Source organism: Xanthomonas sp. LMG 8993 (assembly GCF_009835065.2).
Classification (GTDB): Bacteria; Pseudomonadota; Gammaproteobacteria; order Xanthomonadales; family Xanthomonadaceae; genus Xanthomonas; species Xanthomonas arboricola.
This window is the reverse complement of record NZ_QVIF02000007.1, coordinates 74,373-100,936: the sequence shown is the minus strand read 5'-3', so window position 1 is coordinate 100,936 and position 26,564 is coordinate 74,373. Positions and strand designations below refer to the sequence as shown.

22 protein-coding genes are annotated in these 26,564 nt (G+C 68.1%); 9 read left to right on the top strand and 13 right to left on the bottom strand.

All coding sequences use genetic code 11. The features are described from left to right. Window positions 1-116: 116 nt before the first annotated feature. From gorA to DYQ94_RS13970, 4 genes are all read right to left on the bottom strand, one after another. Window positions 117-1,487 carry a glutathione-disulfide reductase gene (gene gorA, locus DYQ94_RS13985; RefSeq protein ID WP_184429058.1) on the bottom strand — a complete coding sequence of 457 codons (1,371 nt, stop codon included), beginning with the start codon at window positions 1,485-1,487 and terminating at the stop codon, window positions 117-119. Beyond that, on the bottom strand, window positions 1,484-2,734 hold the full coding sequence (locus tag DYQ94_RS13980; protein WP_126965950.1) for an NAD(P)/FAD-dependent oxidoreductase: 1,251 nt from the start codon (window positions 2,732-2,734) through the stop codon (window positions 1,484-1,486). Before DYQ94_RS13980 ends, gorA begins: the two co-directional genes overlap by 4 nt. A 7-nt stretch (window positions 2,735-2,741) precedes the next feature. Then, the gene (locus tag DYQ94_RS13975; protein WP_126965949.1) at window positions 2,742-3,986 is read right to left on the bottom strand and encodes a DUF418 domain-containing protein; all 1,245 of its coding nucleotides are present in this window, start codon (window positions 3,984-3,986) and stop codon (window positions 2,742-2,744) included. Window positions 3,987-4,193: 207 nt separating this feature from the next. Continuing rightward, window positions 4,194-4,673 (bottom strand): FKBP-type peptidyl-prolyl cis-trans isomerase, encoded by a 480-nt coding sequence (locus tag DYQ94_RS13970; RefSeq protein WP_024939526.1) that lies wholly within the window; start codon window positions 4,671-4,673, stop codon window positions 4,194-4,196. Window positions 4,674-4,719: 46 nt separating this feature from the next. Here DYQ94_RS13970 and DYQ94_RS13965 point away from each other — a divergent pair, with 46 nt between their 5' ends. Both DYQ94_RS13965 and DYQ94_RS13960 read left to right on the top strand, forming a co-directional pair. After that, entirely contained in the window at window positions 4,720-5,328 is a 609-nt protein-coding gene (locus DYQ94_RS13965) for a C40 family peptidase (RefSeq protein ID WP_175430018.1), read from the top strand. A 109-nt stretch (window positions 5,329-5,437) separates the two neighbouring features. Further along, the gene (locus tag DYQ94_RS13960; RefSeq protein WP_016903983.1) at window positions 5,438-6,187 is read left to right on the top strand and encodes a C40 family peptidase; all 750 of its coding nucleotides are present in this window, start codon (window positions 5,438-5,440) and stop codon (window positions 6,185-6,187) included. Between the two features lie 149 nt (window positions 6,188-6,336). Here DYQ94_RS13960 and DYQ94_RS13955 read toward each other — a convergent pair whose 3' ends face one another. The 3 genes from DYQ94_RS13955 to DYQ94_RS13945 all read right to left on the bottom strand — a co-directional run bounded on the left by DYQ94_RS13955 (window position 6,337) and on the right by DYQ94_RS13945 (window position 9,121). Continuing rightward, complete coding sequence (locus DYQ94_RS13955) at window positions 6,337-6,828, bottom strand: acyl-CoA thioesterase (protein WP_024939524.1); 492 nt, start codon at window positions 6,826-6,828, stop codon at window positions 6,337-6,339. 106 nt (window positions 6,829-6,934) lie between these two features. Beyond that, window positions 6,935-7,771, bottom strand: coding sequence for a class I SAM-dependent methyltransferase (locus DYQ94_RS13950; protein WP_104650879.1), 837 nt, complete (start codon window positions 7,769-7,771; stop codon window positions 6,935-6,937). Between the two features lie 9 nt (window positions 7,772-7,780). Then, window positions 7,781-9,121 carry a dicarboxylate/amino acid:cation symporter gene (locus DYQ94_RS13945; RefSeq protein ID WP_160954456.1) on the bottom strand — a complete coding sequence of 447 codons (1,341 nt, stop codon included), beginning with the start codon at window positions 9,119-9,121 and terminating at the stop codon, window positions 7,781-7,783. Between the two features lie 142 nt (window positions 9,122-9,263). Here DYQ94_RS13945 and DYQ94_RS13940 point away from each other — a divergent pair, with 142 nt between their 5' ends. From DYQ94_RS13940 to DYQ94_RS13920, 5 genes are all read left to right on the top strand, one after another. Continuing rightward, on the top strand, window positions 9,264-10,970 hold the full coding sequence (locus DYQ94_RS13940; protein ID WP_126966140.1) for an alkaline phosphatase: 1,707 nt from the start codon (window positions 9,264-9,266) through the stop codon (window positions 10,968-10,970). 91 nt (window positions 10,971-11,061) lie between these two features. Beyond that, the gene (gene tilS / locus DYQ94_RS13935) at window positions 11,062-12,357 is read left to right on the top strand and encodes a tRNA lysidine(34) synthetase TilS (protein WP_126965947.1); all 1,296 of its coding nucleotides are present in this window, start codon (window positions 11,062-11,064) and stop codon (window positions 12,355-12,357) included. 31 nt (window positions 12,358-12,388) lie between these two features. Next, entirely contained in the window at window positions 12,389-12,652 is a 264-nt protein-coding gene (locus DYQ94_RS13930) for an exodeoxyribonuclease VII small subunit (RefSeq protein WP_016903977.1), read from the top strand. Window position 12,653: 1 nt separating this feature from the next. Further along, complete coding sequence (locus DYQ94_RS13925; protein ID WP_126965946.1) at window positions 12,654-13,529, top strand: polyprenyl synthetase family protein; 876 nt, start codon at window positions 12,654-12,656, stop codon at window positions 13,527-13,529. 504 nt (window positions 13,530-14,033) lie between these two features. Further along, window positions 14,034-15,131, top strand: a complete 1,098-nt coding sequence (locus DYQ94_RS13920; protein WP_039522258.1) for a M35 family metalloendopeptidase — start codon at window positions 14,034-14,036, stop codon at window positions 15,129-15,131. A gap of 70 nt (window positions 15,132-15,201) precedes the next feature. Here the strand turns inward: DYQ94_RS13920 and DYQ94_RS13915 are convergent, their stop codons facing one another. Continuing rightward, window positions 15,202-15,669, bottom strand: coding sequence for a DUF4870 domain-containing protein (locus tag DYQ94_RS13915; RefSeq protein WP_047128973.1), 468 nt, complete (start codon window positions 15,667-15,669; stop codon window positions 15,202-15,204). A gap of 98 nt (window positions 15,670-15,767) precedes the next feature. Beyond that, complete coding sequence (gene pmbA, locus DYQ94_RS13910; protein WP_065032483.1) at window positions 15,768-17,135, bottom strand: metalloprotease PmbA; 1,368 nt, start codon at window positions 17,133-17,135, stop codon at window positions 15,768-15,770. A 52-nt stretch (window positions 17,136-17,187) separates the two neighbouring features. On the opposite strand from pmbA, the gene yjgA reads away from it, so the two are divergent. Further along, window positions 17,188-17,769 (top strand): ribosome biogenesis factor YjgA, encoded by a 582-nt coding sequence (yjgA, locus tag DYQ94_RS13905; protein ID WP_039526393.1) that lies wholly within the window; start codon window positions 17,188-17,190, stop codon window positions 17,767-17,769. Between the two features lie 151 nt (window positions 17,770-17,920). Here yjgA and tldD read toward each other — a convergent pair whose 3' ends face one another. Continuing rightward, window positions 17,921-19,366: a metalloprotease TldD gene (gene tldD / locus DYQ94_RS13900; protein WP_160954455.1), complete on the bottom strand. Its 1,446-nt coding sequence runs from the start codon at window positions 19,364-19,366 to the stop codon at window positions 17,921-17,923. Between the two features lie 99 nt (window positions 19,367-19,465). On the opposite strand from tldD, the gene DYQ94_RS13895 reads away from it, so the two are divergent. Further along, window positions 19,466-20,221 carry a DUF6065 family protein gene (locus tag DYQ94_RS13895; protein ID WP_126965944.1) on the top strand — a complete coding sequence of 252 codons (756 nt, stop codon included), beginning with the start codon at window positions 19,466-19,468 and terminating at the stop codon, window positions 20,219-20,221. 131 nt (window positions 20,222-20,352) lie between these two features. On the opposite strand, the gene DYQ94_RS13890 is transcribed toward DYQ94_RS13895, so the two are convergent. The 3 genes from DYQ94_RS13890 to DYQ94_RS13880 all read right to left on the bottom strand — a co-directional run bounded on the left by DYQ94_RS13890 (window position 20,353) and on the right by DYQ94_RS13880 (window position 26,494). After that, the gene (locus tag DYQ94_RS13890) at window positions 20,353-24,279 is read right to left on the bottom strand and encodes a YhdP family protein (RefSeq protein WP_126965943.1); all 3,927 of its coding nucleotides are present in this window, start codon (window positions 24,277-24,279) and stop codon (window positions 20,353-20,355) included. Between the two features lie 143 nt (window positions 24,280-24,422). Continuing rightward, on the bottom strand, window positions 24,423-25,922 hold the full coding sequence (gene rng, locus DYQ94_RS13885) for a ribonuclease G (RefSeq protein ID WP_184429060.1): 1,500 nt from the start codon (window positions 25,920-25,922) through the stop codon (window positions 24,423-24,425). Next, window positions 25,922-26,494 (bottom strand): Maf-like protein, encoded by a 573-nt coding sequence (locus tag DYQ94_RS13880; protein ID WP_126965942.1) that lies wholly within the window; start codon window positions 26,492-26,494, stop codon window positions 25,922-25,924. The genes rng and DYQ94_RS13880 overlap by 1 nt, the downstream gene beginning before the upstream one ends. Between the last annotated feature and the right edge of the window lie 70 nt (window positions 26,495-26,564).

Genomic DNA, 26,564 nt, shown 5'->3' with positions numbered 1-26,564 from the left:
GCTGCCGCAAGTTGTGGCACGCAGGGGCCGACGCGAGTCCCTGCATCCGGCAGGGCGCTGATGCCCTCGTCGGCCCGGTCACAACTGCCGCACCAATGCATCAGTGCATCAGTGCATCAGTGCATCAACACGATCTCTTCCGACGAGGTGGGATGGATCGCCACGGTCTCGTCGAAGTCGCGCTTGGTCGCACCCATCTTCACTGCCACCGCAAAGCCCTGCAGCATTTCGTCGGCGCTCTCGCCCAGCAGATGCACGCCGACCACGCGCTCCTGTTCGCCCACACAGACCAGCTTGAACAGGCTGCGCTGCGGCGCGTCGGCCAGCGCGTGCAACATCGGGCGGAAGTTGCTGCGGTAGACACGCACCGCGCTGCCGTGCCGCGCGCGCGCCTGCTCCTCGGTCAGTCCGACCTGCCCGAGCGGCGGATGCGAGAACACCACGCTCGGCACGCCTTCGTAGTCCATGCGCGCATCCGGCTGCTTGCCGAACAGGCGATCCATCAACTTGCGTCCCGCCGCGATTGCCACTGGCGTCAGTCCGACCTTGCCGCCGACATCGCCGATGGCATGGATGTTCGGCACGCTGGTGGTCTGGCCTTCGTCCACCACCACCTCGCCCTTGTCGCCCAGGCGCACCCCGACCTCCTCCAGACCCAGCCCCGCCGTGTTGGCGCGCCGGCCGGTGGCGAAAAACACCTTGTCGAAGACGTCGTTGCCCTGCTCGCTGGGGTGCGCGGGATGACCATGCACGCGCAGCCTGCCTTCTGCATCGCGCTCCAGGCCGGTGGTGGAAAACCCGAAATGCAGGCGCACGCCAAGATGCCGCAGGTTGTCGGCCAGTTGCAGGGTCAGCTCGGCATCGAAGCGCTCCAGCAACCGCTCGCCCTGCACGAACAGATGCACCCGGCTGCCCAGCGCCTGCAGCAGGCCGGCGATCTCCACCGCGATATAGCCGCCGCCGATGATCGCTACCTGCGCGGGCGCATGACAGAGATTGAAGAAATCGTCGGACACCTCACCGTGCTCGGCACCTTCGATGTCCGGGCGCAGCGGGTGCGCACCGGTGGCGATCACGATGTGCTCGGCGGTCACCGGCACGCCGTCGCTGCCCATGATGGTATGGCGATCCTGCAACACGCCGCGCTGCGGAATCATGACCACGCCATCTTCGTCGAGGCGGCGCCGATAACTGGCGTGGATGTTGCCGATGTAGCCCTGCCGGTGGGTGACCAGTTCCTGCCACGCCAGGGTCGGTCGCGGCACATCGAAACCCAGCGCCCCGGCCAGCTCGATCTTGCCGGCCAGATCGGCCGCCAGCCACATCGCCTTCTTCGGCACGCAGCCGAGATTGACGCAGGTGCCGCCCAATTCGTTCGGCTCCATCATCGCCACGCGCGCGCCATACTTGGCCGCGCGAAACGCAGCGGCCAATCCACCGGAGCCGCCTCCCAGGATCACCACGTCGTAGTCGTACCGGGCACTCATGCGAAGCGCTCCGCCCGGTAGGGATGCGGGTCCAGCGCAGGTGCGCGGCCCGTGATCAGGTCGGCCATCAGTTGTCCGCTTGCAGTGCTCATGCTGATGCCGAGCATGCCATGTCCCGCTGCGAGCCAGACGTGAGGACGGCCCGGCACCGCGCCCAGCACCGGCACGTCGTCCCAGGTCATCGGCCGCCATCCATACCAGCGCTCGATCACGGCCGGGCCAGCCGGCGCATGCAGATAATCGGCCGCTGCGCGCTCCAGTGCCGCAAGGCGCGTGGGGTTGAGGTGGGTGTCGTGCCCGGAGAATTCCATCGTGCTACCGATACGCAGACGATCGCGCCATGGCACCACGAACACCCAACGGTCCTTCAGCACCACCGGGCGACGCGGCATCAGCGCCGGGGCGGTATAGGTGATCGAATAACCCTTGCCGGCCTGCACCGGCAGACGCAATCCCAGTTGCGCCGCCAGCAGCGGCGACCACGGGCCGGTTGCGATGACCACCTCGCGCGCCTGCAGTCGCCCACGCGCGGTGTGCACGCACGCGCCGCGTGCGTCCGGCACCACCGCATCGACGCGGCACTGCGCCTGGATCACCGCACCGCGCGCGCGCAGCACTCTTGCCAGTTCTGCGGTGTAACGCTCCGGGCGCAGATGCGCATCGCCGGGGAAATGGATCGCACCGGCAATGCCCGCGCGGAATGCCGGATCCTGGCGCACGTAGTCGGCACCGTCGATCATTTCGGCCTGGATACCCCACTGCGCAAGCACGTTGCACTCGTGGCGATAGTGCGCAAAGCGGCGCGCATCGGCAAACACGTAGTCCAGCCCATCGCTGCGAAATTCGCAGTCCAGCGCATAGCGCTCGACCCAGTCGTCGAAGCGTTGCCGCGCATCGCCCAGCAACGCCGCGCGCGCCTGCGCGCTGGCCTGCCAGTGACGCGTATTGCAGCGCTGGGCGAACTGCAGCAACCAGCGCCACAGCGCCGGGTCCAGACGTGGCCGGATATACAGCGGCGCGTCCGGCGTCAGCATCCATTTCAGCGCCTGCGCGATCATGCCCGGCGCTGCCAGCGGCGGCGCATGGCTCGGCGTGATGGTGCCGCAGTTGCCGTACGACGTCGCCGCACCCACCGCACCGGCGTCGAGCACGTGCACCTGCCGGCCCGCTTCGACCAGTGCCAGTGCAGTCGCCAGCCCAATGGCGCCGGCACCGACCACCACCACATCGACAGGCGCGCCGCTCATGTGCGCACTACCCCACGCGCGCGTCGCTGCGGCGCATCGGCGGCACACGCAGATAGGTCACGCTGCGCCATAGCCATTCCATCGGCCCGAAGCGGAACCAGCGCAACCACCATTGGCTCAGCACCACCTGCAACGCAAACAGCGCCAGCGCGAACGGCAGCTGCCATACGCGCGGCAGCTGCTCGAAATAGCCCAGCCCGTAACCGTAGAAGATCCACGTGCACACCAGCGACTGCAGCAGGTAGTTGCTCAGCGCCATGCGTCCGGCGGGCGCAAGCCAGGCCAGGCGCGGCGCCAGGCGCACCACCCAGGCCGCATAGCCCAGGCTCATCAGCGGGCCGGCAATCAGCGACAACGCGAACGCACCCGACAGGCGCAGATCCAGCCGCGCCGGATCAATCCACGGCTCCAGCGCGTAACTCACCCCCATCACGCCCAGCCCGAGCGGCAGCACCACGTAGCGCAGGGCCCGAAACAGGCGCGGGAAGCGCTCGGGCGCGGCGATCGCGCCACTGCGCACAAACCAGCTACCCAGCAGGAACATGCCGAGCATCGCCGGGCCATTGATGCTGAGCCCGGTCATCGCGTGCTGCAGGTCGTGCCAGCGCTGCAGCGTGGCCTGCGCATAGCTGCCGCTCCCGAAGGCGGCGCGCTGCGCCTGCACGTTCGCTGCCGCCTGTTGCGCCGCATCGGCCATCGCGGCCTTCCATTCCACGGCAGCCGCCGGATCGAGCTGCATCAAGGTGCCTGCGACGCCGTACAGCAGCGTCAACCCGGGCGCGCAACAGTAGACCAGCGCGGCAAACCACGGCAGCGTCACCGTCGGCACCGAGCGCGTGGCCAGCAGCAACAAGGCCAGCAAGGCGTAGGTGACCAGCACATCGCCGGACCACAGCAGCAGCGCATGCAGCAGGCCGATCACCAGCAGCCCGACGGTACGGCGCAGATAGGTGCCGAACAACCCGCGCCCGGCCTGCGCGGCGCGTTGCGCCATCACCGCAAAGCCCATGCCGAACAGCAGCGAGAACAGCGTGTAGAACTTTCCCTGCACCAGCAGGTACACCAGCGCATCGGCAACCCGGTCGGCGCCGCGCCAATGCGGCTCCACGCCGGTGACCGCCAGATCGAGCGGGCCGACGAAGGCTTCGATATTCATCAGCAGGATGCCCAGCAGCGCAAAACCGCGCAGCACGTCGAGCACCGCGATTCGCTCGCTGATTGCGATGGGCAGCAAAGGATCGCGCGGGGTCATCTCGGCTCGGGCAGCGCGGCGCGGCGATCGCGGCGCGCAACATGCAAACAGCCCGCCGAGATGGCGGGCCGCGGAAACACATTCAGCCAACGCTGGTCACACACACACGATCGGCGCGTGCAAGCCGGCATCACCGTGCGGTGCATGCCGATCCTGCAGATAGACCGCATCAGTCCGTCTGCCACACAGGCAACGTGACGACTGCGCTCAGTGGTGATGGCCGCCTTCGCCATGCACATGCCCGTGGTCGCGCTCTTCCTGGGTGGCTTCACGCACCTCGATGATCTCCACGTCGAAGTGCAGGTCCTTGCCGGCCATCGGGTGATTGAGATCGACGTCGACCACGCTCATGCCGACCTTCTGCACCGTCACTGCGCGCGGGCCGAAGTTGGTCTGCAGCACCACCTGGGTGCCCGGGACCAGCTTGGTGGCGCCGAAGTGCTTCTTGGGCACGCGCTGGCTCAGGCCTTCGCGGTATTCGCCGTACGCTTCGGTGGCCTTGACGTCCACGCCGAAGCTGTCGCCGGCTTCCTTGTCCATCATGGCCGCTTCCAGGCCCGGAATGATGTTGCCGTGGCCGATCATGATCGCCAACGGGTCACGCTCCTTGGAGCTCTCGATCGGCTCCTGGCCGAGCTCGGAAACGGTGTAGTGGAAGCGGACGACGCTGTCTTTTTCGATCTTCATGCCTGGCTCTGGATAGGCTGCCCGGTGGCAGACGGTGGAGGACGGCTTGTCGGCCGCCGGGTGCGCCGCCATCATGGCGACCTTTCGAACCGCCCATTATCCCGGCTCCATGCATATCACGCCAGTTTTCGCCGCCCGCGCCCGCCGCGCCGCGGCCAGTTCGTTGCTGGGCCTGCTCGTGCTGCTGGGCGGTTGCGCACAGGCGCCGGTCCGTCGACCGGCCGCCACCCCGCCACCGGCACCGCGTGTCTGGCCACAGGTGCCGCCGTCCAACCCGGCTGCCGCCAACAACATCCTGATGCGTGCGCTGGGCCTGGTCGGCACGCCGTACCGCTTCGGCGGCAATACGCCGGAAACCGGCTTCGACTGCAGCGGGCTGGTCACCTATGTCTACAAGGATGTGCTGGCGCTGTCGCTGCCACGCACCTCGCGGGAGCTGGCCGCGGTGCAGGGCCCGCGCATCCCGCCGGAGCAGTTGACCACCGGCGATCTGGTGTTCTTCGGCTCCAGCGGCAACGTGACCCATGTCGGCATTTATGTCGGTGAAGGCCGCTTCGTACATGCTCCGAACACCGGCGGTACCGTCCGCTTGGATTTCCTGGATGGCGCCTACTGGCGTGACCATTATTCAGGTTCAAAACGGGTTTTGCCCTGATATGTGATATGCATCACATTTCATAAAACGGAAATTTAACCTTTTTTGAACGTAACGATTCTTTCACCAAGGCATCATCCCGCATCGACAGCAGAATTGTGATTCCCGCGTGACGAACGACGAACAGATCAACACTGGCGCCGCACCGCTTCCGCCCCGGAAACCGCTCCGCCTGCTATGCGCCACCGCTCTTTGGCTCGCAGCCCTACCCGCCCTGGCCCAGACCGCCAACGGCACCGCATCCGCTCCGCAGACGACCACGCCAGACAGCGCCGTCGCCGCCGAGAAAGCCGCAACCCGCAGCCGCGCCGACGCCGCTGCCACCGCAACACTGGCCGCCCTGCTTCCGCACCTGGCCGCCAACGACGCCATTCCGCTGATGGACCGCTCGGCGATGTTCGCCGGTGACCTCAGCCGCCTGCTGGCCAATTACGACGTCTCCCAGAGCGCAGCCAATGCTGCCCAGAACGCCGTGGCCGACAGCCGTGTGCAGGTGATCCTGCAACGCGCCATGGCCCTGCTCGGCACCCCGTACGTCTGGGGCGGCGAGTCCACCGAAGGTTTCGACTGCAGCGGCCTGGTCGGCTATGTGTTCAAGACCGCCCTGGGTATCGACCTGCCGCGCGTCTCGCGCGACATCGCGCGCGACGAGTCTGCTGAACTGATCAAGGACCCCAACGCGCTCAAGGCAGGCGATCTGGTGTTCTTCGGCAGGCGTGGTCGCATCGACCACGTGGGCCTGGTGGTCGGCGATGGCAAGTTCCTGCACGCGCCCAGCCGCGGCAAGGACGTGCGCGTGGATTCGCTGGCCAGCGGTTACTGGAGCGAGAAGTTCATCCAGGCACGTCGGGTGCTGTGATCCCGAGCAGCTGATCCACTGCACGACAGAAAGGCCGCGGAGATTCCGCGGCCTTTTGCGTTGTGGACAATCTTTGCGCGGAAGCTCCCTACCGTCGCCGCGCACGCATCTGGATCCCGTACGCAGCACCACACACCTCGCCACCCCGATCAGCGCGCGGCATCGGCCTGGTAATGCGCCATGGTGTCCTCGATGCCCTTGCTCAGTTCCATCACCTTGAGCGCGTATTCGGCCAGGCGCTGATCCTCGGGCGTGCCCGGCCGCCAGGAAGGCACTTCCACCGGCGTGACACCATCCGGGTCCATCGCCACGAACACGATGATGCAATGCGTGCAGAGCCGCGAGTCGCCGCCCATCGGGCTGCGCGCTCGCACATCGATGGCGAAGTGCATGCTGGTGCGCCCGGTGTAGACCAGCTTGGCCGACACCGCGACCAGATCGCCGATCCGCACCGGCGCCACGAAGCGGATGCCGCCCACCGCCACGGTGACGCAGTAATGCCCGCTCCAGCCACTGGCTGCGGCAAAGCCGACCTGGTCGATCCACTTCATCACCACGCCGCCATGCACCTTGCCGCCGAAGTTGACGTCGCTGGGCTCGGCCAGAAAACGAAATGTCAGATCACGCTGTTGGCCAATCACCGCCCGCCCCCGTCAATGGATGAGCTGGCAGTGTGCCATGCGGGTGGGACGTCAGCGCGCCCGAGGCAAACGCCTGACACCGGGTCCGGCAATGCCGATGCTTCACTCAGGAACGCAGCGCATCCAGGTTGTCCTGCCTGCGCAGGCACAGCCACGGAAAGTGGGGTTGTTTCATCCTGAGCATTCTTCGTAGGCGCGCCCCCGGGCGTCGCGGGTCGAACAGTCGCTGCACCACAAAGCGGTCGAAGCTGGCGTAAGTATGCTGGTGGTAGTGCGCGGCCAGCGCCGGAGCGCCCAGTTCGGTGAAGTAACGCAGGCTGCGCGCGGCGCTTGCGTTGGCGGCTTGCGCATCCGCATACAGCGGGCTGTCGAGGATGTGCAGCTCGCCGCCGTCGCGTAGTTGGGCGAGCAGGCGCACGACCAATGCCGCAGGGTCGGCGAAATACTGGATGCAGGCCGGGACCACGATGACGTCGAACAGATCGCGTGGCAGCGCCAGGGTCTGGATATCGGCGGCGATGAAACTCAGGCGCTGGTCATGGCCGAACACGCGCGCGGCCTGGGTCAGCTCGGTGCGGTTGACGTCGATGCCGCAGACGTCGCGCTGCAGCGACTGCGCCAGCAGCTGCGACAGCCAGCCGTTGCCGCAGCCCAGTTCGGCTATGGCGCCCTCGCCTGCCTGCGCGCGCAGGTGCTGGACCAGCAAGGCGCTGGACAGCGCACGCACCTGCCATTCCAGACTGGCGCCGAGCTTGCCGCCGGGACGCGGCAGGCTGCGCACCTGTGCATCGGTGTAGAGCCGGCCTTCCTTGCGCCGAACCTGCAGATACTGCTGCTCGAACGGGTCGTCGGCCAACGACCGCTGCACCAACACGCCGTCGACGCTGTGCAACTCGGGCAACTGCTGCAGGCGATCGCGCAGCGTGGGAAATCCAGCGCGCATCGGCGGCAGTCAGCGCTGCGGCGGCGCGCGATCGGTCAGCGGATCTTCCAGGCCCACGTTGGTCGAGGCCGACTCGTAAACGGCCTTGTCGAGCAGGCCGGTTTCCTTGGCCACCAGCACCGGCACCAGCATCTGCCCGGTCACGTTGGTCATGGTGCGCATCATGTCGAGAATGCGGTCGATCGCGTACAGGTAGCCGATCACTTCCAGCGGCAGGTTGGCCGCGCTCAACACCACCGTGGCCATGATCACCGCGGTGCCGGGTACGCCGGCGGTGCCGAAGCTGCCCAGCACCGAGGCGATCAACACCACGAAATACTGGTTGGCGGTCAGCGGCACGCCGGTGTATTGGGCGATGAATACCGCGCACAGGGCCGGGAAGATCGCACCGCAGCCATCCATCTTGATGCTGGCACCCAGCGGCACCGCAAACGCGGCGTAGTCCTTGCTGACGCCCAGGTTATGCGTGATCGAGCGCATCGCCACCGGCATCGCGGCAAAGCTCGATGAACTGACGAAGGCCACCTGCATGCCCGGCGCCGCGCCGCGGAAGAACTTCCAAGGGTTCAATCCATGCAGCAACAACAGGCTGCTGTAGACCACTACGATATGGATCGCGCAGGCCACATACAGCGCCAGCACGAAGTTGCCGAACGGCAGCAGTTTCTCGAAGCCATAGCTGCCGACCAGGCTGGCGATCAGCCCGAAGGTGCCGAGCGGGGTCATCTCCAGCACGAAGCGGGTGACCTGGATCATGATGTCGCTCAACTGCGCGGTGAGCTTGCGTGCCTCGGCCACGCGCTCGCCGAGCTGGACCATCGCAAAGCCCAGCAGCGCGGCGAAGAAGATCACCGGCAGGATCGATCCGCGCCCGGCCGCCAGCACCGTTTCGCCGGCCGCATTGGTCTTGGTGCCGATGCCGGTCAGTGCGTAGAACGGGTTGGAGGGCACCACGTCCAGCAGCACCTTGATCGGGCTGGGCACATCGCGCGGTTTCCAGGCCGAATCCACGCTCAGGCTGAAATGGCCGGCGCCGGGCTGCATCAGCGTGCCCACTGCCAGGCCCACGCCCACCGCCAGCGCGGCGGTGATGACGAACCACAGGAAGGTGCGCCCACCGAGCGCGGCGACGGATTTTTGCCCGTGCAGCGAGGAGATCGCATTGATCACCGCAAAGAACACCAGCGGGATCGCGATCATCTTGATCAGGGTGACGTACAGATCGCCGAGCGGGCCGAACCACACATCGGCCGCCGGCCCCATGGCCCAGCCGGCCAGCGCGCCGAGCACGAAGCCGGCCACCACGCGTTGCCAGAACGGAATGCGCAACCAGGCCGAGACCAATGTCATGCGTCGAATCATCCGGGGGGAGAGTGCATGCACCATAGCCCAGGCCCGCGTCGCCCGCGAGGCCACGACTGGAACAGCGGCGTGTCATCTGTGTGACACCAGGCATCCCGGCATAATGCGCGCTGATTCAGTCACGAGTTCGATGCCGATGCGTTACCGCCTGCCTGCCCTCGCCGCCCTGACCACCGTGTGTGTCGCCGCCTGCGCGTCCAGCGCCGGCACCAGCGCATCCGCGCCCACCGCCGTGCGTGTGGAGGTACCGCAGGTGGTGCATCCCGCCGGCGAGACGCCGCAATGGTGGTACCGCTCGGGTGCCGCGCGCGCAGCCGGCAACGGCGCGATGGCCGGGCGCGCGCGCAACGTGATCCTGTTCCTGGGCGATGGCATGAGCCTGACCACGGTGGCGGCAGCACGCATCCTGGATGGCCAGCGCAAGGGCGAGCCGGGCGAGGAGAACCTGCTGTCCTGGGAACAATTTCCGGCCACCGCCTTCAGCAAGACCTACAACACCGATTCGCAGACGCCGGATTCGGCCGGCACCATGACCGCGATCACCACCGGGGTGAAAACGCATATGGGCGCGATCGGCGTCAGCAGCGGCAACCGCAGCGACTGCGCCGACAGCCTGGGCAAGGGTCTGCTGAGCTGGCTGCAGTTGGCCGACAGCGCCGGCATGGCCACCGGCATCGTCACCACCACCCGCCTCACCCATGCCACCCCGGCGGCGACCTATGCGCATTCGCCGGACCGCAACTGGGAAAACGACACCGACCTGCCCGAGTCCGCCCGCACTGCCGGCTGCCAGGACATCGCCCAGCAACTGCTGTCCAGCGCGCGCTTCGGGCGTGGCCCGCAGGTGGTGCTGGGCGGCGGACGCAGCCAGTTCCAGACCGTGCAGGAGCGCGATCCGGAATACGACGACAAGGTCGGCCTGCGCCTGGACGGCCGCGATCTGGTCGCCGAGTGGAAGCAGGCGCACCCGCAGGGCGCCTACGTGTGGAACGAACAACAGTTGCAGGCGGCCGCCGGCGCGCCCGCATTGCTTGGCCTGTTCGAGCCGGATCACATGCAGTTCGACCACGACCGCAATCGCACCGCGCAGGGCGAGCCCAGCCTGACCGAGATGACCCGTACCGCGATCCAGTCGCTGTCGCGCGACCCGAACGGCTTCGTGCTGATGGTCGAAGGCGGCCGCATCGATCACGCCAACCACGCCGGCAATGCCTACCGCGCGCTCGACGAAACCGTCTCGCTGTCCGATGCAGTACGCGCCGCCGTGCAGACCGCGCCGCCGGACACGCTGATCATCGTCACCGCCGACCATTCGCATACGCTCAACTTCGTCGGCTACCCGGTGCGCGGCAACCCGATTCTGGGCAAGGTGCGCGGCACCGGCGGCGAAGAAGGCGACCGCAGCCAGCTGGCCACCGACCTGGCCGGCCAGCCCTACACCACGCTGAGCTACGCCAACGGCCCCGGCTACACCGGCGCCAGCAACGCGCAGCCGGCCGGCCCCAAGAAGTACCCGCACGAACCCAGCAACAGCGAGCCGGCCGCCGGCCGCCCGGACCTGACCCATGTCGATACCGAGGCGCCCAGCTACATGCAGGAATCGCTGGTACCGACCAAGTCCGAAAGCCATGGCGGCGAAGACGTCGGCATCTGGGCCACCGGCCCGGGCAGCGCAGCCTTCCGCGGCACGCTGGAAGAGAACGTGATCTACCACGTCATCGTGCAGGCCACCCCGCGCCTACGCGAGCGCCTGTGCAAGGCCGGTACCTGCGACAGCGCCGGCGTGCCGGTGGAGTTGCCGCAGTCGGCCACGTTCGAGACTGCGGCCAAACGCTGATGGGCAGGCTGCGCGCAGCGCGGACGGTGGCGGCGCGGCGTGCCCCGCCGCCCGCGTGCGGATGCAGCGTCGCAGCACGCCATCTGCATCGATGACCGGATTGCTGCCACCCGCGGCGCCGCCCGGCCCGGTGCTGGTCGCCTACAGCGGCGGCGTGGATTCGAGCGTCTTGCTGCACCTGCTGGCAGCGACGCCGCGTTATCGCGACACGGGGCTGCGTGCAGTGCATGTGCATCACGGCCTGCATGCCGATGCCGACGCCTGGGCCGCGCATTGCCAGCGCCACTGCGACACCCTGCACGTCCCCTTGCAGATCGCGCACGTGCAGGTCGCGCGCGACAGCGGCCTGGGGCTGGAAGCGGCGGCACGCCATGCACGCCACGCCGCGTTTGCCGCGGCACTGGCGCCCGGCGAATGGCTGGCGCTGGCGCACCATCGCGACGATCAGGCCGAAACCTTCCTGCTGCGCGCACTGCGCGCTTCCGGCCCGGACGGCTTGGCCGCGATGCGCGCGCAGCGTCCCTTCGCCGCCGGCATGCTGTGGCGTCCCCTGCTGGCGCATGCGCGCGCAGAGGTGCTGGCGTATGCACAGGCACATCGCCTGCAATGGATCGAAGACCCCAGCAACGCCGACGCGCGCCACGACCGCAACTTCCTGCGTACCCAGCTGATGCCCGTACTGCAGCAGCGCTGGCCACAGGCCGCCGAGGCACTGGCGCGCAGCGCGCAGCTGAGCGCCGATGCCAGCGACCTGCTACTGCAGGAGGACACCGCGCTGCTGCCCGGCCTACTGACCGCCGCCGGCGCACTGGATCTGCAGGCCTTGCGTGCGCAGCCGGCAACACGTCGGCCGCGGCTGCTGCGCGCCTGGGTGGCGGCAGCGCAGGCGCCACCGCTGCCTGCGCACGGCGTTGCCGCCCTGGAGCAGGAAATCGACGACGACGCGCCGGATCGGCAGGCCTGCTTTGCCTGGCAACAGGTGCAGGTGCGGCGCTGGCGCCAGTGCCTGTACCTGCTGCGTCCGCACAGCACGTGGCCGGCGTCATGGCAGGCCTGCTGGGATGGCACGTCCCCGCTGCCACTGCCGGATGGCGCGCAACTGCAGTTGCACGGCGCACCCGGCCTGCGCTTCGGGCAACCGCTGCTGGTGCGCGCACGCCAGGGTGGCGAACGCATCGTGCTGCCACAGCGCGCGCATTCGCACCGGCTCAAGCACCTGCTGCAGGCGCTGGATCTACCGCCCTGGCAACGCGCGCGCCTGCCGGTCCTGTGGGCCGACGGCCGGGTGCTGGCAGCCGGCGACCGCATCGTCTCGGCAGCATTGAGCGACTGGCTGCGCGCGCATGGCGCATCCTTGCGATGGCGCGACCACGCCACTGCGAATTGACCCGCCTGCCTGCGCGCCGCACACTTTGACGATGGTCAAAAAATCCTTGAACGAAACATCCCCGGTCGCCCGCTTCGAACAGTCGCTGGAAGAACTCGAGCAACTGGTGCAGAAGATGGAAGTCGGCGACCAGAGCCTGGAGCAGTCGCTCACCGCCTACGAGCGCGGCATTGGCCTGTACCGCGACTGCCAGCAGGCACTGGAACAGGCCGAACTGCGCGTGCGCATGCTGACCGACCCCGCGCGCCCCGATCTGGCCGAAGACTTCCAGGCGCCGTCGCAGGACGGCGGCTGAGGTGAGTTCGGCGTTGTTCGAGCACTGGATCGGCCGCACAGAACGCAGCCTGGAGGCCAGTCTGCCAAGTCCCACCCTGGCGCCGCAGCGACTGCACGCCGCGATGCGGCACGCGGTGCTGGGCGGCGGCAAGCGCATGCGCCCGCTGCTGGTGTATGCGACCGGCGCACTGTTCGGCGCCGACGAGGACCGCCTGGACACGCCCGCGGTGGCGGTGGAGCTGATCCACGCCTATTCGCTGGTGCACGACGACTTGCCGGCAATGGACGACGACGCCTTGCGCCGTGGCCAGCCCACCGTGCACATCGCCTTCGACGAAGCCACGGCGATCCTGGCCGGCGACGCGCTGCAGACGCGCGCCTTCGAGCTGCTGGCTGCGGCCCCGGTCAGCGCGGAGCTGCGGGTCGGCTGGCTGCAGAGTCTGGCCACCGCCGCAGGCGCTGCCGGCATGTGCGGCGGCCAGGCGCTGGATATCGATGCCACCGGCCAGTTGCAATCGCTGCGCGATCTCGAGCGCATGCACGCCCTCAAGACCGGTGCACTGATCCGCGCCGCGGTGCGCATGGGCGCGCTGACCGGCGCTGCCGCAGCCGACGACCAGCAACGCCTGGATGCATTTGCCGATGCGCTGGGCCTGGCGTTCCAGGTCCGCGACGACATCCTGGATGTGGAATCGAGCTCGGCGCAGCTGGGCAAGACCGCCGGCAAGGACGCCGCGCAGGCCAAGTCCACCTATCCGGCCCTGCTCGGAATGGACGGCGCCAAGGCCAAGCTGGCCGAACTGGCCGCCCGCATGCACGACATCCTGCAGCCCTACGGTGCGCCCGGCGACACGCTGGCGACGCTGGGCCGGTTTGCGGTGGACCGCGCGCACTAGCGCTCCGCGTTCGTTTGAGCTGCCGCACAGGCGCGCCGGGCGCCTCGTGCGCCGATGCCTGGCGACATGCGCAGGCTCCGCCGATGCGCAAGGGCGAGCGGCCGCGCAGCCGGCTTCAACGCCACCACGCACGGCGACTACGGCAGCGCGTTCGACTTCAGCAGCCCGCAGCGATCAGGCGCTCGCACCGGCCTTTGCGCATACCGTGCGCCAGCGCACGGTGCGGCTGCAGCACACCGCCCTGCAAGCGCTGCGCTGCGTCACAGAACGTAACTTCTCCTTCCATACATTTTTCACATGAAAACTTCGGCAGGGCGGCAATAAAGTGCGGAATAATTCACACTTCCAGGCTGAATTGTCGCCATCGGTGTCCGCATTTGTCATTGCCTGACTGCCGGCAGGCCAAAAACCACATCAATCGGTTCTCTTGTTGCGTCTGCTCGCTCTGCCTAGGTTGACCTGCCCGCGTTCGCGGACATCCCCCGACCACATGGAGAGTCACTGGTGAAGAACGTTTTTCTCGCATCGTTTGCAGCAGGCACGCTGGCCGTTGTTGGCGTGCTCGGTTCGGCGCAGGCGCAGTCCGTGCGCGGCCCGGTCCCGTTGACCATCGAACTGGCGCCGGTCGCCGATCAGGCCGGGCGACACCAGGGCAAGATCGCGGTGACCGTCACCAACAACGGCAGCCAGATCGCACGCGTGCCGACCTATCAGCTGCCGCTGCAGACGCTGGACAACGGCATCCTGGAAGTGAGCCGCGATGGCGCGCCGGTGGCCTACACCGGACGCCTGGTCAAGCGTGGCCTGCCCAAGGCGGCGGACTTCACCATCCTCAAGCCGGGCCAGAGCGTCAAGGGCGAGGTCGATCTGGCCGGCGCCTACGATCTGTCGACCAGTGGCAACTACACCATCCAGGTCCGTTCGTCGCTGCAATATGCCTCGCTGTCCGATGGCAGTCTGATGAAGGCGGCCAACGGCCAGCCGGCCGTGGCCACCAGCACGCCGCTCACGGTCTGGCTGGACGGCGCGCGTCGCGGCGTGCAGCGCCAGCTCGCAATCGGTCCGACCGCCGTGGTTAATGGCATCAACTACCTCAACTGCAGCACCACCCGCACCAATCAGGCCGCCAGTGCCGTCACTGCCGCGCGTACTTACTCGCAGAACGCGCGCAACTACCTCAATGCCGGCAGCACCGGTGCGCGCTACACCACCTGGTTCGGCGCCTACAATGCCTCGCGCTACAGCCGGGTCAGCTCGAACTTCGTCAACATCGACAACGCGCTGGACCAGAACAACGGCCAGCTGACGATCAACTGCAGCTGCGAAGCGGATCTGGCGGACGCCTTCGCCTACGTCTATCCGAACCAGCCGTACGAGATCCATGTCTGCAATGCGTTCTGGAGTGCGTCGACAACCGGCACCGACTCCAAGGCTGGCACGCTGGTGCACGAGACCAGCCACTTCACGGTCGTCGCCGGCACCCAGGACCGTGTCTACGGCCAGTCCGGCGCGCGCAGCCTGGCGATCAGCAACCCAGCCCAGGCGATCACCAATGCCGACAGCCACGAGTACTTCGCCGAGAACACCCCGGCGCAGAACTGATCGCGTCATCGTCTGAAACGACAAAGGCCCGGCATCGCTGCCGGGCCTTTGTCATTTGCACCGCGCCGGATTACTTGATCAGGCGCAGCGTGAACGGATAACGGTAGTGTTCACCGTTGTTGGCCTTGACTGCGGCCAGGATGCACAGCACCAGGTTGGCGATCCACACCAGCGTCGGCACGAAGAACAGGATGCCGAACGACACGATGGTCAGGATCACCGCAGCCACATAGGCAATGATCACGGTGATCTGGAAGTTCAACGCCTCCTTGGCCTGATCGGTGGCGAACGGCTTGGACGGGCTGGCGTCCTTGCTGATCAGCCAGATCACCAGCGCGCCGATGAAGGACGTCAGGATGCCGAGCAAGTGCGCGGCCAGCGCCAGGGTGCGCTCCTCCGACGGTGTGCTGGTCCCGATCGGCGGCGGCGGCGGCGGTACGGCGTGTGACTCGAATTCGCTCATCATGTCTCCCCATGCATGGTTGTGGTGCGGCGGACTATAACAACGATTCAGCCAGCCACCAGTGCGGGAAGACATGGTCTCGGCTCTGCACGGCGGTTGCCGCCAGGCAGAGCGGCCCGACGCGCGCGCGCCGGGCGCTGTGCAGTTGGCGCAGCAGCCCTGCTCAGCCGCGCTCAGCTATCGCCTGCCACCGTCATGCGGTTGACCAGCACCGAGCCGATCTTGACGTGCGAGCGCGGATCGACATCGCTGCCGACCGCCTCGATGCCGGCGAACATCTCGCGCAGATTGCCGGCGATGGTCAGGCCGTCGACCGGATAGGCGATCACGCCGTTCTCGATCCAGAAGCCACCGGCGCCGCGCGAATAATCGCCGGTCACCGGATTGACGCCGTTGCCCATCAGCTCGGTGACCAGCAGGCCGCGCGACATGCCGGCAACCAGCGAAGCCAGGTCGCCGGCGTTGGCGGTGACCTGCAGGTTGTGCACGCCGCCGGCGTTGGCGGTGGTCTGCAGGCCCAGCTTGCGTGCGGAGTAGCTGCCCAGCACATAGCGCTGCAGCACGCCGTCGCTGATCAATGCCGAACGCCGCGTCGCCACGCCTTCGCCATCGAAGGCGGCCGAGCGCAGGCCGCGGCGCAGGTGCGGCAGTTCTTCGATGTTGAACCAGTCCGGAAACAATTTGCTGCCGACACTATCGAGCAGGAAGCTGGCGCGGCGATACAGCGCGCCGCCGGAGACCGCGCCGAGCAGATGCCCGACCAGCGAGCGCGCCACTTCCGGCGCGAACAGCACCGGCAACTGGCCGGTCGGCAACGAGCGTGGCTGCAGCCGCGCCAGGGTGCGTTCGGCGGCGTGGCGGCCGATCGCTTCCGGCGCCTCCAGGTCTTCGCGCGCCAGCGCGCTGCTGTACCAGCCATCGCGCTGCATGCCGTCGCCCTGGCCGGCAATCAGCGCACAGCTGATCGAATGATGGGTGCCGCGCTCGCGGCCGATGAAACCATGCGAGTTGGCGTAGACCGACAGGCTGAGCCCGGTGCTGGCCGAGGCGCCGTCCGAGTTGCTGATCCGCGCATCGGCATCGCGCCCGGCGCTCTCGCAGGCCAGCGCCAGGTCCACCGCGGTGTCGGCGTCCAGCGCCCACGGGTGCCAGCTGTCCAGCTCGGGGAAGTCGCGCGCCATCAGCTCCGGGTCGGCCAGGCCGGCAGCGACATCGTCCTCGGTGTAACGGGCGATCGCGCAGGCCTGGGCAACGGTCGATTCCAGGCTGGAATCCTGCAGATCGGCGGTGCTGGCGCTGCCCTTGCGCTTGCCGAAGTACACGGTGACCGCAATGCCGCGGTCGCGGGTGGATTCCACCGTCTCCACATCGCCCAGGCGCACGTTGACGTCCAGGCCGCGCTCTTCGCTGCAGCTCACTTCGGCCTGGGTGGCGCCGGCGGCACGGGCGCGCTCGAGCAGGCGCTGCGCGATGTCGGTGAGCGCATCCAGGCGCTGCAGGCTGTCGTCCTGGACACGTGTTTCGGAGGAGAGTGCGTTCAATGCTTTATCCTAGTCTCAATGATGAATAACTTCTTGTTTCGGATGGATGGCAATGCGCGGACGCGACGAAGACACCGGTGAATTCCGCGGCGCCAGCCGCAGCCAGCAGCGGCGCGAGGCGCTGGAAATCTTCGACCTGGGCGAAAAGCTGGTGGCGCTCACTCCGGCGCAGCTGGCCAAGTTGCCGGTGCCCGAATCGCTGATCCCGCATATCGAGGAGAGCAAGCGCATCACCTCGCATATCGCGCACAAGCGCCAGCTGGCATTTCTGGCCAAGCACATGCGCCGCGAGGACGACGAAACGCTGGCCGCAATCCGCGATGCGCTGGATGCCAACAGCGACACCGCGCGCCGCGAAGTGGCCGCGATCCACCGCGTCGAGCGCTGGCGCGAGCGCCTGCTCGCCGAAGGCGACGTGGCGCTGGCCGAACTGCTGGAAACCTACCCGGCCGCCGACCGTCAACAACTGCGCCAGCTGGTGCGCAATGCCATCCACGAGCGGGCCAAGAACAAACCGCCGCGCGCCTACCGCGAGCTGTTCCAGGTGCTGCGCGAGTTGTCTCAGGAGCAGGGATTGGAGAGTGGGGAATCGGGATTGGAAGACGACGAATCGGCGTCGGACGCCGACGAATAAGGCTCCGCCCGATCCATCCAGCCCCGCAACGGCCATCCCGGCCGTTGCCAATCCCAGATCCCGGCTCCCGGATCCACCCAAGCGGAACCCGCCACGCCCGGCGCTTCCTGCTGTTGCGAATCCCGAATCCCGATTCCCAAATCCCCGCATCTCAGGCCTGCGTTCCACCAACGGTGATGCCGTCGATCAGCAGCGACGGCTGGCCGACGCCGACCGGCACGCTCTGCCCGTCCTTGCCGCACACGCCCACGCCTTCGTCCAGCGCCAGGTCGTTGCCGATCATGCGCACCTTCTGCATGGTCTCCGGGCCGTTGCCGATCAGCGTGGCGCCCTTGACCGGCGCGGTGACCTTGCCGTCTTCGATCAGGTAGGCCTCGGTGGCCGAAAACACGTACTTGCCACTGGTGATGTCGACCTGGCCACCGCCGAAGTTGACCGCGTAGATGCCCTTTTTCACCGAGCGGATCATTTCCTGCGGATCGTGCTCGCCGGCGCGCATGTAGGTGTTGGTCATACGCGGCATGGTCAGGTGCGCGAACGATTCACGCCGGCCGTTGCCGGTCGGCGCCACGCCCATCAGGCGCGCGTTGTGGGTGTCCTGCATGTAGCCGACCAGCACGCCATCTTCGATCAGCGTGGTGCACTGGGTGGACGTGCCCTCGTCGTCGATATTGAGCGAGCCGCGGCGGCCATCCAGGGTACCGTCATCGACGATGGTCACGCCGGGCGAGGCCACGCGCTCGCCAATGCGACCGGCGTAGACGCTGGTGCCCTTGCGGTTGAAATCGCCTTCCAGGCCATGCCCTACCGCCTCGTGCAGCAGCACGCCGGGCCAGCCCGGGCCGAGCACCACCGGCATCACGCCGGCCGGAGCCGGAATCGCATCCAGGTTGACCAGCGCCTGACGCAGCGCTTCGCGGGCGAAGCCTTCGGGGCGGCCATCTGCGAACAGTTCGGCATAGCCGTAACGGCCACCGCCGCCGGAGTAACCGGACTCGCGCCGCCCGCCCTGCTCGACGATCACCTGCACGTTCAGCCGCACCAGCGGGCGCACGTCGGCGGCGAGCACGCCGTCGCTGCGCGCGATCAGCACCGTGTCCACCCCGCCGGACAGGCTCACCATCACCTGCTTGACGCGCGGGTCGGCGGCGCGCACGTACTGGTCGATACGGCGCAGCAGATCGACCTTGGTCGCGCTGTCCATGTCGTCGATCGGGTCGGTGGCCGGGTACAGCGCACGGCCGTTGCCGCGCACCAGCGAACGGGTGGATTGCGCACCGCCCTCGCGCGAGATTGCGCGCGCGGACTGCGCCGCCTCCAGCAAGGCCTCGCGCTGGATGTCATCGGAATAGGCGAAACCGGTCTTCTCGCCGGCAATCGCGCGTACACCCACGCCCTGTTCGATGGAATGCGCACCGTCCTTGACGATGCCGTCTTCCACGCTCCAGCTCTCGCGCCGCGAATGCTGGAAGTACAGGTCGCCGAAGTCGATGCCCGGGCCCAGCAGGGCGCCGAAGGTGCGGTCGAGATGGCCGGTGTCCAGGCCGGAAGGAAGCAGCAGCCGGGTTTCGGCCAGAGTGAGAGCGTTATCGGTCATGCAGTCAGGATGGGGCCCGCGCGCCGGGGAGACAAGTCGTTCGGCTGAACATGCGGCACGGCTATCATCGCGGGCCCATCGCCACGCCGACGCCCGCGCATGAAGCTCACTGCCCACGTCCTGGATGGCCATACGCTGGACATCCGCCCCGCCCCGCACGAGCGCGACTGGATGGACGCCACCGACCAGCGCTATGCCTACCGCTGCCTGCCGCTGGCGATCGCCAATGCGCATGGCTGGGAGCTGCTGTGCCAAGCCGGTTTCGAGGCCAGCTGGGACGGGCGCGACGGCCTGGATGCGATCCGGATCAGCGCCGATGCCGGCGCCGCGTCACCGGCGCTCAGCCACTTCGGCTACGGCGTACTGACCTTCCACGTGCCCTGCCTGTTTCGCACCGATGCCGGCATGGATCTGTTCGTCACCGGGCCATTGAACCGGCCCAAGGACGGCATCGGCGCGCTGAGCGGCATGGTCGAAACCGACTGGAGCCCGTACACCTTCACCATGAACTGGAAGTTCACCCGGCCCGGGCAAGTGCGCTTCGAGGCCGGCGAGCCGTTCTGCCATCTGTTCCCGCTGCCGCGCCAGCTGATCGAACAGGTACAGCCGCAGTGGAAGCCCTTGTCCGAGGCGCCGCAACTGGCGCAGCAGCATGCCGACTGGACGCGCAGCCGCACGCAGTTCCTGCAGGAACTGCCGGATGCGCAGTCGGTCGCCGCGCGCGAGAAATGGCAACGCGGCTATTTCCGTGGCGTCGCCGGTGCCGATCAGGCGCCGGTGCAGAGCCACCGTTCGCGCCTGCGTCTGCCGATGTTCGTGCGCGCCGACAGCGACGGCGACAGTCCGCTCGACTGAGTGCATCGCTGCATCGGCGCGCGGGACGTGCCCGCTGACGCGGGTGCCGCGTTCGATCGACTTGCCGCAAGGCCTGAGCGCCCGCGACGACTCAGCAGCAACACTCGCCAGCGCGCCCGCAACCGGACGCGTCAGCGTGGCGACCGACCGGGCGTGGCTGGCGTTGCCGTGGGCGCGCCTTCTGCAGGCGGCTTGCCGGGCGCCCGCTCGCGCACTTCGCGCTCCACCACGTCCACCTGCGGATCCTTCCACGGCCCGGTGACGTGATAGGTCTTGGCGCCGATCGCCCCGAGCGGTTTGCCGAGCACCGCATTGGCGGCCGCGCCCACCGCCGCTCCGACCGGGCCGCCGGCCACCGCGCCGACCACGGTGAGCAGATTGCCGGCCTTGGGGTTCACGTCCACGGTCTGGTCGAAGGTCTGCGCGCGCAGGTCGGTCTGCCCCCGGATGGCGATGTCGGCGGCCGGGCCTTCGATGCGGATCGCATCGGTGCGCGCGAAGCCCTCGCCGAAGCGCACCTGGCCGTCCAGCTTGTTGAAGGCCAGCCCCTTGGAGAAGAAATCGCGGAAGTCGAACATCAGCCGGCGTGGCAACTGCGCCACGCTGAGCAGGCCGAGCACGCGGCCGGCGCCCGGATCCACTTCCAGCAGCTGGCCGTTGCGCACGTCGATCTTGAGGTCGCCATCCAGCGAACCGAGCGCAAACCCGGTCGGCGAGCCCTGCCAGCCGGCATTGAGTTCCAGTTGGCCTTCGCCGCCGCGCAGCTGGCCGCCCAGGGTGAGGTTCTGCAGCAGGTTGCCGAGATTGCGGCTGTCCACCCGTGCCGACAGCCGGGTGCTGGCGGAGTCGCCCTTGCCGCGCCAGGCACCGGTCAGGCCGATGTTCTGGTCGTTGGAGCGCAGTTGCAGTTGGTCCACCTGCATGCCGTCGGTCAGCCGGCTGCTGCGCAGGGTGGCCGTGCCCAGGGTCATCTTGCCGACCTGCAGGTCGTCGATGTCCAGCGACAGCGGCGGGATCGAGACCGGGTCGAACTCGGCCACCGCGCGGCGCGCCGGTTCCGGCAAGGCACCGGCCAACGGATCGCCCGGCTCGGGCGCGGCCGGCTCGGCCGGTGCGGCCACCGGCTGCCAGTGCACCGTGCTCAGCTTGCCCTGCACGGCGGCGCCATCGGCATTGGGCACGCTGAGCTGGCCGGCCAGCGACGGGCCGTCCAGGGTCACCGCCACCGCGTCACGGGTCGGCCGCAGGCGCAGGCGCGTCTGCGGGAACACGCCGCCGATCATCAGCAAGCGGTCGGCCTGCACATCGACCTGCTGCAATGGCACGGCGTCCTGCTTCGGTGCTGCCGGCTGGCCCGGCAGTGGCGGCATGTCCGGCTCGCTGCTGCCGCGCGCCAGGCTGATCCAGTCGATCGCATCCAGCGAGGCAGTGCGGCCGGTGACCACCAGGCCGTTGGCAGGCGGCCGCTCGGTGACCGTGTCGGTGCCCATGACCACGCGCACGCCGGTCTGGTTGCCCTGGCTGCTGGCCTTGAGCGCAACCAGCTTGCCGAAGGCCACGTCGATGTCGCCATCGCCCACCGGCAAGGCCACCCTGACCTGCGTGTCCAGCGGCTGCGTGGCCGCCTTGTCCAAGGGTGCGGGCAGATCCAGGGTGGTACCGACCAGCTGCGAGCGCAGTGTCAGCAACGCCTGCGCGTCGGCCTGCCCCGGTGAGGTCAGCGGCACGTCCACGCCCACCTGCCACGGTGCGCTGCCATGCACGTAGGGGCGCAACCATTCCATCTGCGGCGCGCGGTCGAACAGCTCTTTCGCATCCAGGGTAGCGCCGAAGCGCGCCTCGAAGGCCTGCTTGGGGTCCTGCACGAAGCCACCGGCACGCAACGACAACTCGCCGCTGCGGCCCTGGTGCTGCACGCTCAGGCGCTCGGCGGCAAAGCCGCTGTCGCGGTACTCGGCCTGTCCACTGACCTGGTCGAAGGCCAGGTTCCAGCGCGCATCGCCCAGCCTGGCGCCCTGCAGCGCGACCGTGCCCTGCAGATGGCCGCCCACACCGCCGGTGCGCAGGGGACGCAGCAGGTCGAAGCTCACCGCTGCCGGGCCGGACACTGTGAGGTTGCGCAAGGTGTCACCGTAGCGCTGCTCCAGCGGGCTCTTGCGCAACATGCCCAGCAGCTGCGCGGCATCGGCCCGGGTGGAGGCGCGCACGTACAACTCGGAGGTGGCGAAGCTGGGAATGCCCGCCTCCAGCGACGCGATCGGCGCGCCGGCCAGCTCGCCCTTGCCCTGCAGGGAAAATCCGTTGCCGATGAAGCGCAGATCGGCCTGCACTTGCTCCATCGCCGGCCAGTCCGGATTGAACGGGATCACGCCGTCGCGGATCTGGCCGAACGCCTCGAACCGGCCGTCGTTGTTGTCGAACGGCCAGTCGTCCAGATCGCCGCTGACCAGGCCGGTGCCGCCGGTGATCACGCCACCGGCAACTGCCGTGTCCAGCCAGTCGATGGCTGCCTTGCTCATCTTGGAGCGGATCCAGAACTTGCGCGCCACCGGCAAGGCGACATCGTCCAGTTGCGTGGCCAGCTGGATGCGCGGGCGGCTGCCATCGTTCTGGAACCACAGCCCGCCGCGCACGCTGGCGCCATAGTCCTTGGCCTGCACGCGCAACGCCGGCGTGGCGACCTGCCAGCCGGCGCCGTCGCGCCAGCCCACGATGCTGCCGGCCAGCTGCAACTCGTGCACCACCCCGAAACCGGTCGGCCAGTCGAAGCGCAGCGTGGCATCCGCTGCGGGGTCGAGCTGGATCGCCTGCGCATCGCCATTGATCCGGCCGCGCAGGCCGCTGATGCCCGGCGCGTTGCCCACCGGGAGAAAGCCCAGTTCCTCGATCCGGCCCTGCGCGCGCACCGCTCCGCCCTGCTCGCCGGCGATCTGCAGATCGGCCAGGCGCAACTGCGGCCGGGACAGGCTCAGCCAGCGCCGCAGGCCAGGCGACAGTTGCTCGCTCAAGGCGGCCGCCGCGATCAGGCCCGAGACATCGAGGTGGTTGCCCACCACCGCATAACGGCGCCCGCCGGCAACGCTCAGCCCGTCCAGCCGCTGCAGCCTGGCCGCCTGGCCCAAGCGCAGCAGCGGCGCATCCATGCGCCAGCCGCCGTCGATGGTCTGCCAGAGCGCGCGCGCCTGCAGCCGCTCCCACACCAACGTGCGGCGTGCGGTCTGCTCGGGCAAGGCCGCGCCGGACAATCGCAGCTGTTGCAGATCGGCATCCACGGTGACTGCGGTGATCCGGCGCGCGCGCAACTGCGCCCAGGCCTGCAGGCGTCCGCCGCCGCCGTCCACGCGCATGCCGCCGAACTGCAGCAACGCCGCCCAGGCGGCCAGATCGGCCGGGTCGGCTTGCGCATACGCGCTGCCGTCGCCGCTGTCGCGATCGAACGCGATCACCGTGGTCAGCGGTGCGCGCTGCAGGTCGATCCAGGCGCGGCTGCCGACCTTCACCGTCGAGCCGTTGACGCGCAGGCGCAGGTCGATGCGCGGCAGCGTGGTATCCACGCCGATCGACGGCGCGGCCACGCGCAGGCGCGCCTCGGCCACCTGGATCTCGCCGAGCCGGCGCAACGCTTCCAGCGGGTCCGAACGCCGCCCGGCCGGCAGACCCTGCACCGACCAGACGCCATCGTCGCTACGTTGCAGCGTCAGCGCTAGGCCACGCAGACGCACCTCGGTCAGCGAGTGGCCGGGCAACAGGCCGGCGTACATCGCCAGCAGGATTTCGGCTTGGCCCACACGCACCTCGCCATGCGGGCCGATCCGCAAGCCATCCAGTCGCAGCAACGGGCCGCGCCGGGTCCATTCGGTCTGCAGGCGATCGAACGCAATCGGCTGGCCGGCGCGCTCGCTCAGCCACGCAGCGATCTGCTGCGGCCGCTGCTCGGCCAACGGCAACGCCTGGCTGGCCGCGCCCACCAGCAACGCGATCGCCACCAGCGCAAGCGCGGTGGCAGTGATCGCATAGCGGCGAAACAGACGGAGACGGCGGCGCAGCGGGGTGGGCATCAGGGGCGGGGATTGGGCATTGGAGATTGGGGATTGGTCAAAGCAAAGCCGCGCACGGTGCCGTCAAGCGCCATTATCGGACCAAGCCACGCTACCAGAGCCGGCGTTGACCAATCCCGAATCCCGACTCTCCAATCCCGGACTCACAGCAGCACCACATCGAACTGCTCCTGCAGATACTGGTCGTCGGACTGGAAGCGGATGCTCTTGCCGAGGAATTCCTCGAGCTCGGCCACCGCGGCCGACTCTTCGTCGGTGATGCGGGCGACCACCTTCGACGAGGCGATCACCAGCAGCCGCGCCGCATCGAACTGGCGCACCGCGCGGGTGATCTCGCGGAAGATCTCGTAGGTCACCGTTTCGGCGGTCTTGATGGTGCCGCGCCCGCTGCACTGGCCGCAGGTTTCCGACAGCTGCCGCTCCAGGCTTTCGACGGTGCGCTTGCGGGTCATCTCGACCAGGCCCAGCGGCGAGAATTCGTACACGGTGGTCTTGGCGTGATCGCGCGCCAGCGCTTTCTCCAGCGTGCGCAGCACCTGGCGGCGGTGCTCGGCATCGTCCATGTCGATGAAGTCGATGATGATGATGCCGCCCAGATTGCGCAGCCGCAGCTGCCGCGCCACTGCCTGCGCGGCCTCCAGGTTGGTGCGGAACACGGTCTCCTCGAGATTGCGCTGGCCGACGAACGAACCGGTGTTGACGTCGATGGTGGTCATCGCCTCGGTCTGGTCGATCACCAGGTAGCCGCCGGACTTGAGCGGCACCTGCTTGTTCAGCGCGCGCCCGATCTCGTCCTCGACCCCGTACAGGTCGAAGATCGGTCGGTCGCCGGTATACAGCTCCAGCCGCTCGGCCAGCACCGGCATGTACTTGGCCACGAAGGCCTGCAACTGCACGAAGGTCTCGTTGGAATCGACCTTGACCTTTTCCACGTCACGGCGGATCAGATCGCGCACCGCACGCAACGGCAGGCTCAGGTCTTCGTAGATGATGCTGCACGGCGGCGCCTCGCGGCCGCGCCGCTCGACCACGTTCCAGACCCGCGACAGATAGGCGATGTCCTCGGCCAGCGCCTCGGCCGGCTGGCCTTCGGCGTTGGTGCGGATGATGTAGCCGAAACCGCCGTGCTGGGCCGAGACCTCGCTGACGATGGTCTTCAGGCGCAGCCGCTCGGCCTCGTCCTCGATCCGCGCCGACACCCCGACGATCTTGGATTGCGGCAGCAGCACCAGGTAGCGCGAAGGAATGCTGGTCTGCGTGGTCAGCCGCGCGCCCTTGGTGCCGATCGGGTCCTTGACCACCTGCACCACGATCTCCTGCCCGTCGCGCAGCAGTTCCACGATCGGCACCGCGGCCGCCGGCGGCGGCGGGATCGGGGTCTCTTCGGTATCGACCACACTGGCCGGTGCCGGCGCCGGGCGCACCACGTCGTTGGCGTGCAGGAACGCGGCGCGCTCCAGGCCCAGCTCGACAAATGCCGCCTGCATGCCCGGCATCACCCGTTGCACCTTGCCCTTGTAGATATTGCCGACCACGCCCCGGCGCCAGCCGCGCTCGATATGCAGCTCCTGCAGCATGCCGTTCTCGATCACCGCGACGCGGGTTTCGCGCGGGGTGACGTTGACCAAGATCTCTTCCGACATCAATGCGCTCCGAGGGCTGTGAGCAACTGCGAGGTGTGAAACAGCGGCAATCCCATCACGCCGGAATAGCTGCCGGACAGATGGCTGATAAAACGTTCGGCGCGGCCTTGGATTGCATACGCGCCGGCCTTGCCCATCGGCTCGCCGCACGCAACGTACGCGGCGATCTGCGCAGCATCGAGTGGCGCGAAGGTCACCTCCGACACCACCAGCGCCTGCACCGGGGCGCGTTGCGCGCAGACTAGAACCACGGCCGTGAGCACCTGGTGGGTACGCCCGGACAGCAGGCTCAGCATGGCGATCGCATCGTCCGCATCAGCCGGCTTGCCGAATACCCGTTCGCCCAGCACCACCTCGGTATCGGAGCCGAGCACGATCGCATCGGGGTCGCTGGCCTGCACCTGCGCCAGGCCGGCACGCGCCTTGTCCAGCGCCACGCGCTGCACGTATTGCGCAGGCGATTCGTCAGGCGCGCGCAGTTCGGGCACGTCCAGTTGCAGGGTCTGGAAAGGCACATCCAAGCGTTGCAGCAGTTCTTGCCGGCGCGGCGACCGGGAGGCGAGATAGAGCATCCGTCCAGCATACCTGTTGCCCCTCCCCGCCCGCTTGCCGATCCGGGCGGCAGTGGTCGCGTTCGACTCA

Bases quoted from the DNA above. Each gene is read 5' to 3' on its own strand.
- DYQ94_RS13970 (WP_024939526.1), bottom strand. From the start codon at position 4,673: ATGAAGATCGAAAAAGACAGCGTCGTCCGCTTCCACTACACCGTTTCC.
- tldD (WP_160954455.1), bottom strand. From the start codon at position 19,366: ATGACCGATAACGCTCTCACTCTGGCCGAAACCCGGCTGCTGCTTCCT.
- DYQ94_RS13930 (WP_016903977.1), top strand. From the start codon at position 12,389: ATGGTCAAAAAATCCTTGAACGAAACATCCCCGGTCGCCCGCTTCGAA.
- DYQ94_RS13890 (WP_126965943.1), bottom strand. From the start codon at position 24,279: ATGCCCACCCCGCTGCGCCGCCGTCTCCGTCTGTTTCGCCGCTATGCG.
- DYQ94_RS13945 (WP_160954456.1), bottom strand. From the start codon at position 9,121: ATGACATTGGTCTCGGCCTGGTTGCGCATTCCGTTCTGGCAACGCGTG.
- DYQ94_RS13915 (WP_047128973.1), bottom strand. From the start codon at position 15,669: ATGTCTTCCCGCACTGGTGGCTGGCTGAATCGTTGTTATAGTCCGCCG.
- DYQ94_RS13895 (WP_126965944.1), top strand. From the start codon at position 19,466: ATGAAGCTCACTGCCCACGTCCTGGATGGCCATACGCTGGACATCCGC.
- DYQ94_RS13940 (WP_126966140.1), top strand. From the start codon at position 9,264: ATGCCGATGCGTTACCGCCTGCCTGCCCTCGCCGCCCTGACCACCGTG.
- DYQ94_RS13880 (WP_126965942.1), bottom strand. From the start codon at position 26,494: ATGCTCTATCTCGCCTCCCGGTCGCCGCGCCGGCAAGAACTGCTGCAA.
- gorA (WP_184429058.1), bottom strand. From the start codon at position 1,487: ATGAGTGCCCGGTACGACTACGACGTGGTGATCCTGGGAGGCGGCTCC.
- tilS (WP_126965947.1), top strand. From the start codon at position 11,062: ATGACCGGATTGCTGCCACCCGCGGCGCCGCCCGGCCCGGTGCTGGTC.
- yjgA (WP_039526393.1), top strand. From the start codon at position 17,188: ATGCGCGGACGCGACGAAGACACCGGTGAATTCCGCGGCGCCAGCCGC.
- DYQ94_RS13980 (WP_126965950.1), bottom strand. From the start codon at position 2,734: ATGAGCGGCGCGCCTGTCGATGTGGTGGTGGTCGGTGCCGGCGCCATT.
- DYQ94_RS13950 (WP_104650879.1), bottom strand. From the start codon at position 7,771: ATGCGCGCTGGATTTCCCACGCTGCGCGATCGCCTGCAGCAGTTGCCC.
- DYQ94_RS13975 (WP_126965949.1), bottom strand. From the start codon at position 3,986: ATGACCCCGCGCGATCCTTTGCTGCCCATCGCAATCAGCGAGCGAATC.
- rng (WP_184429060.1), bottom strand. From the start codon at position 25,922: ATGTCGGAAGAGATCTTGGTCAACGTCACCCCGCGCGAAACCCGCGTC.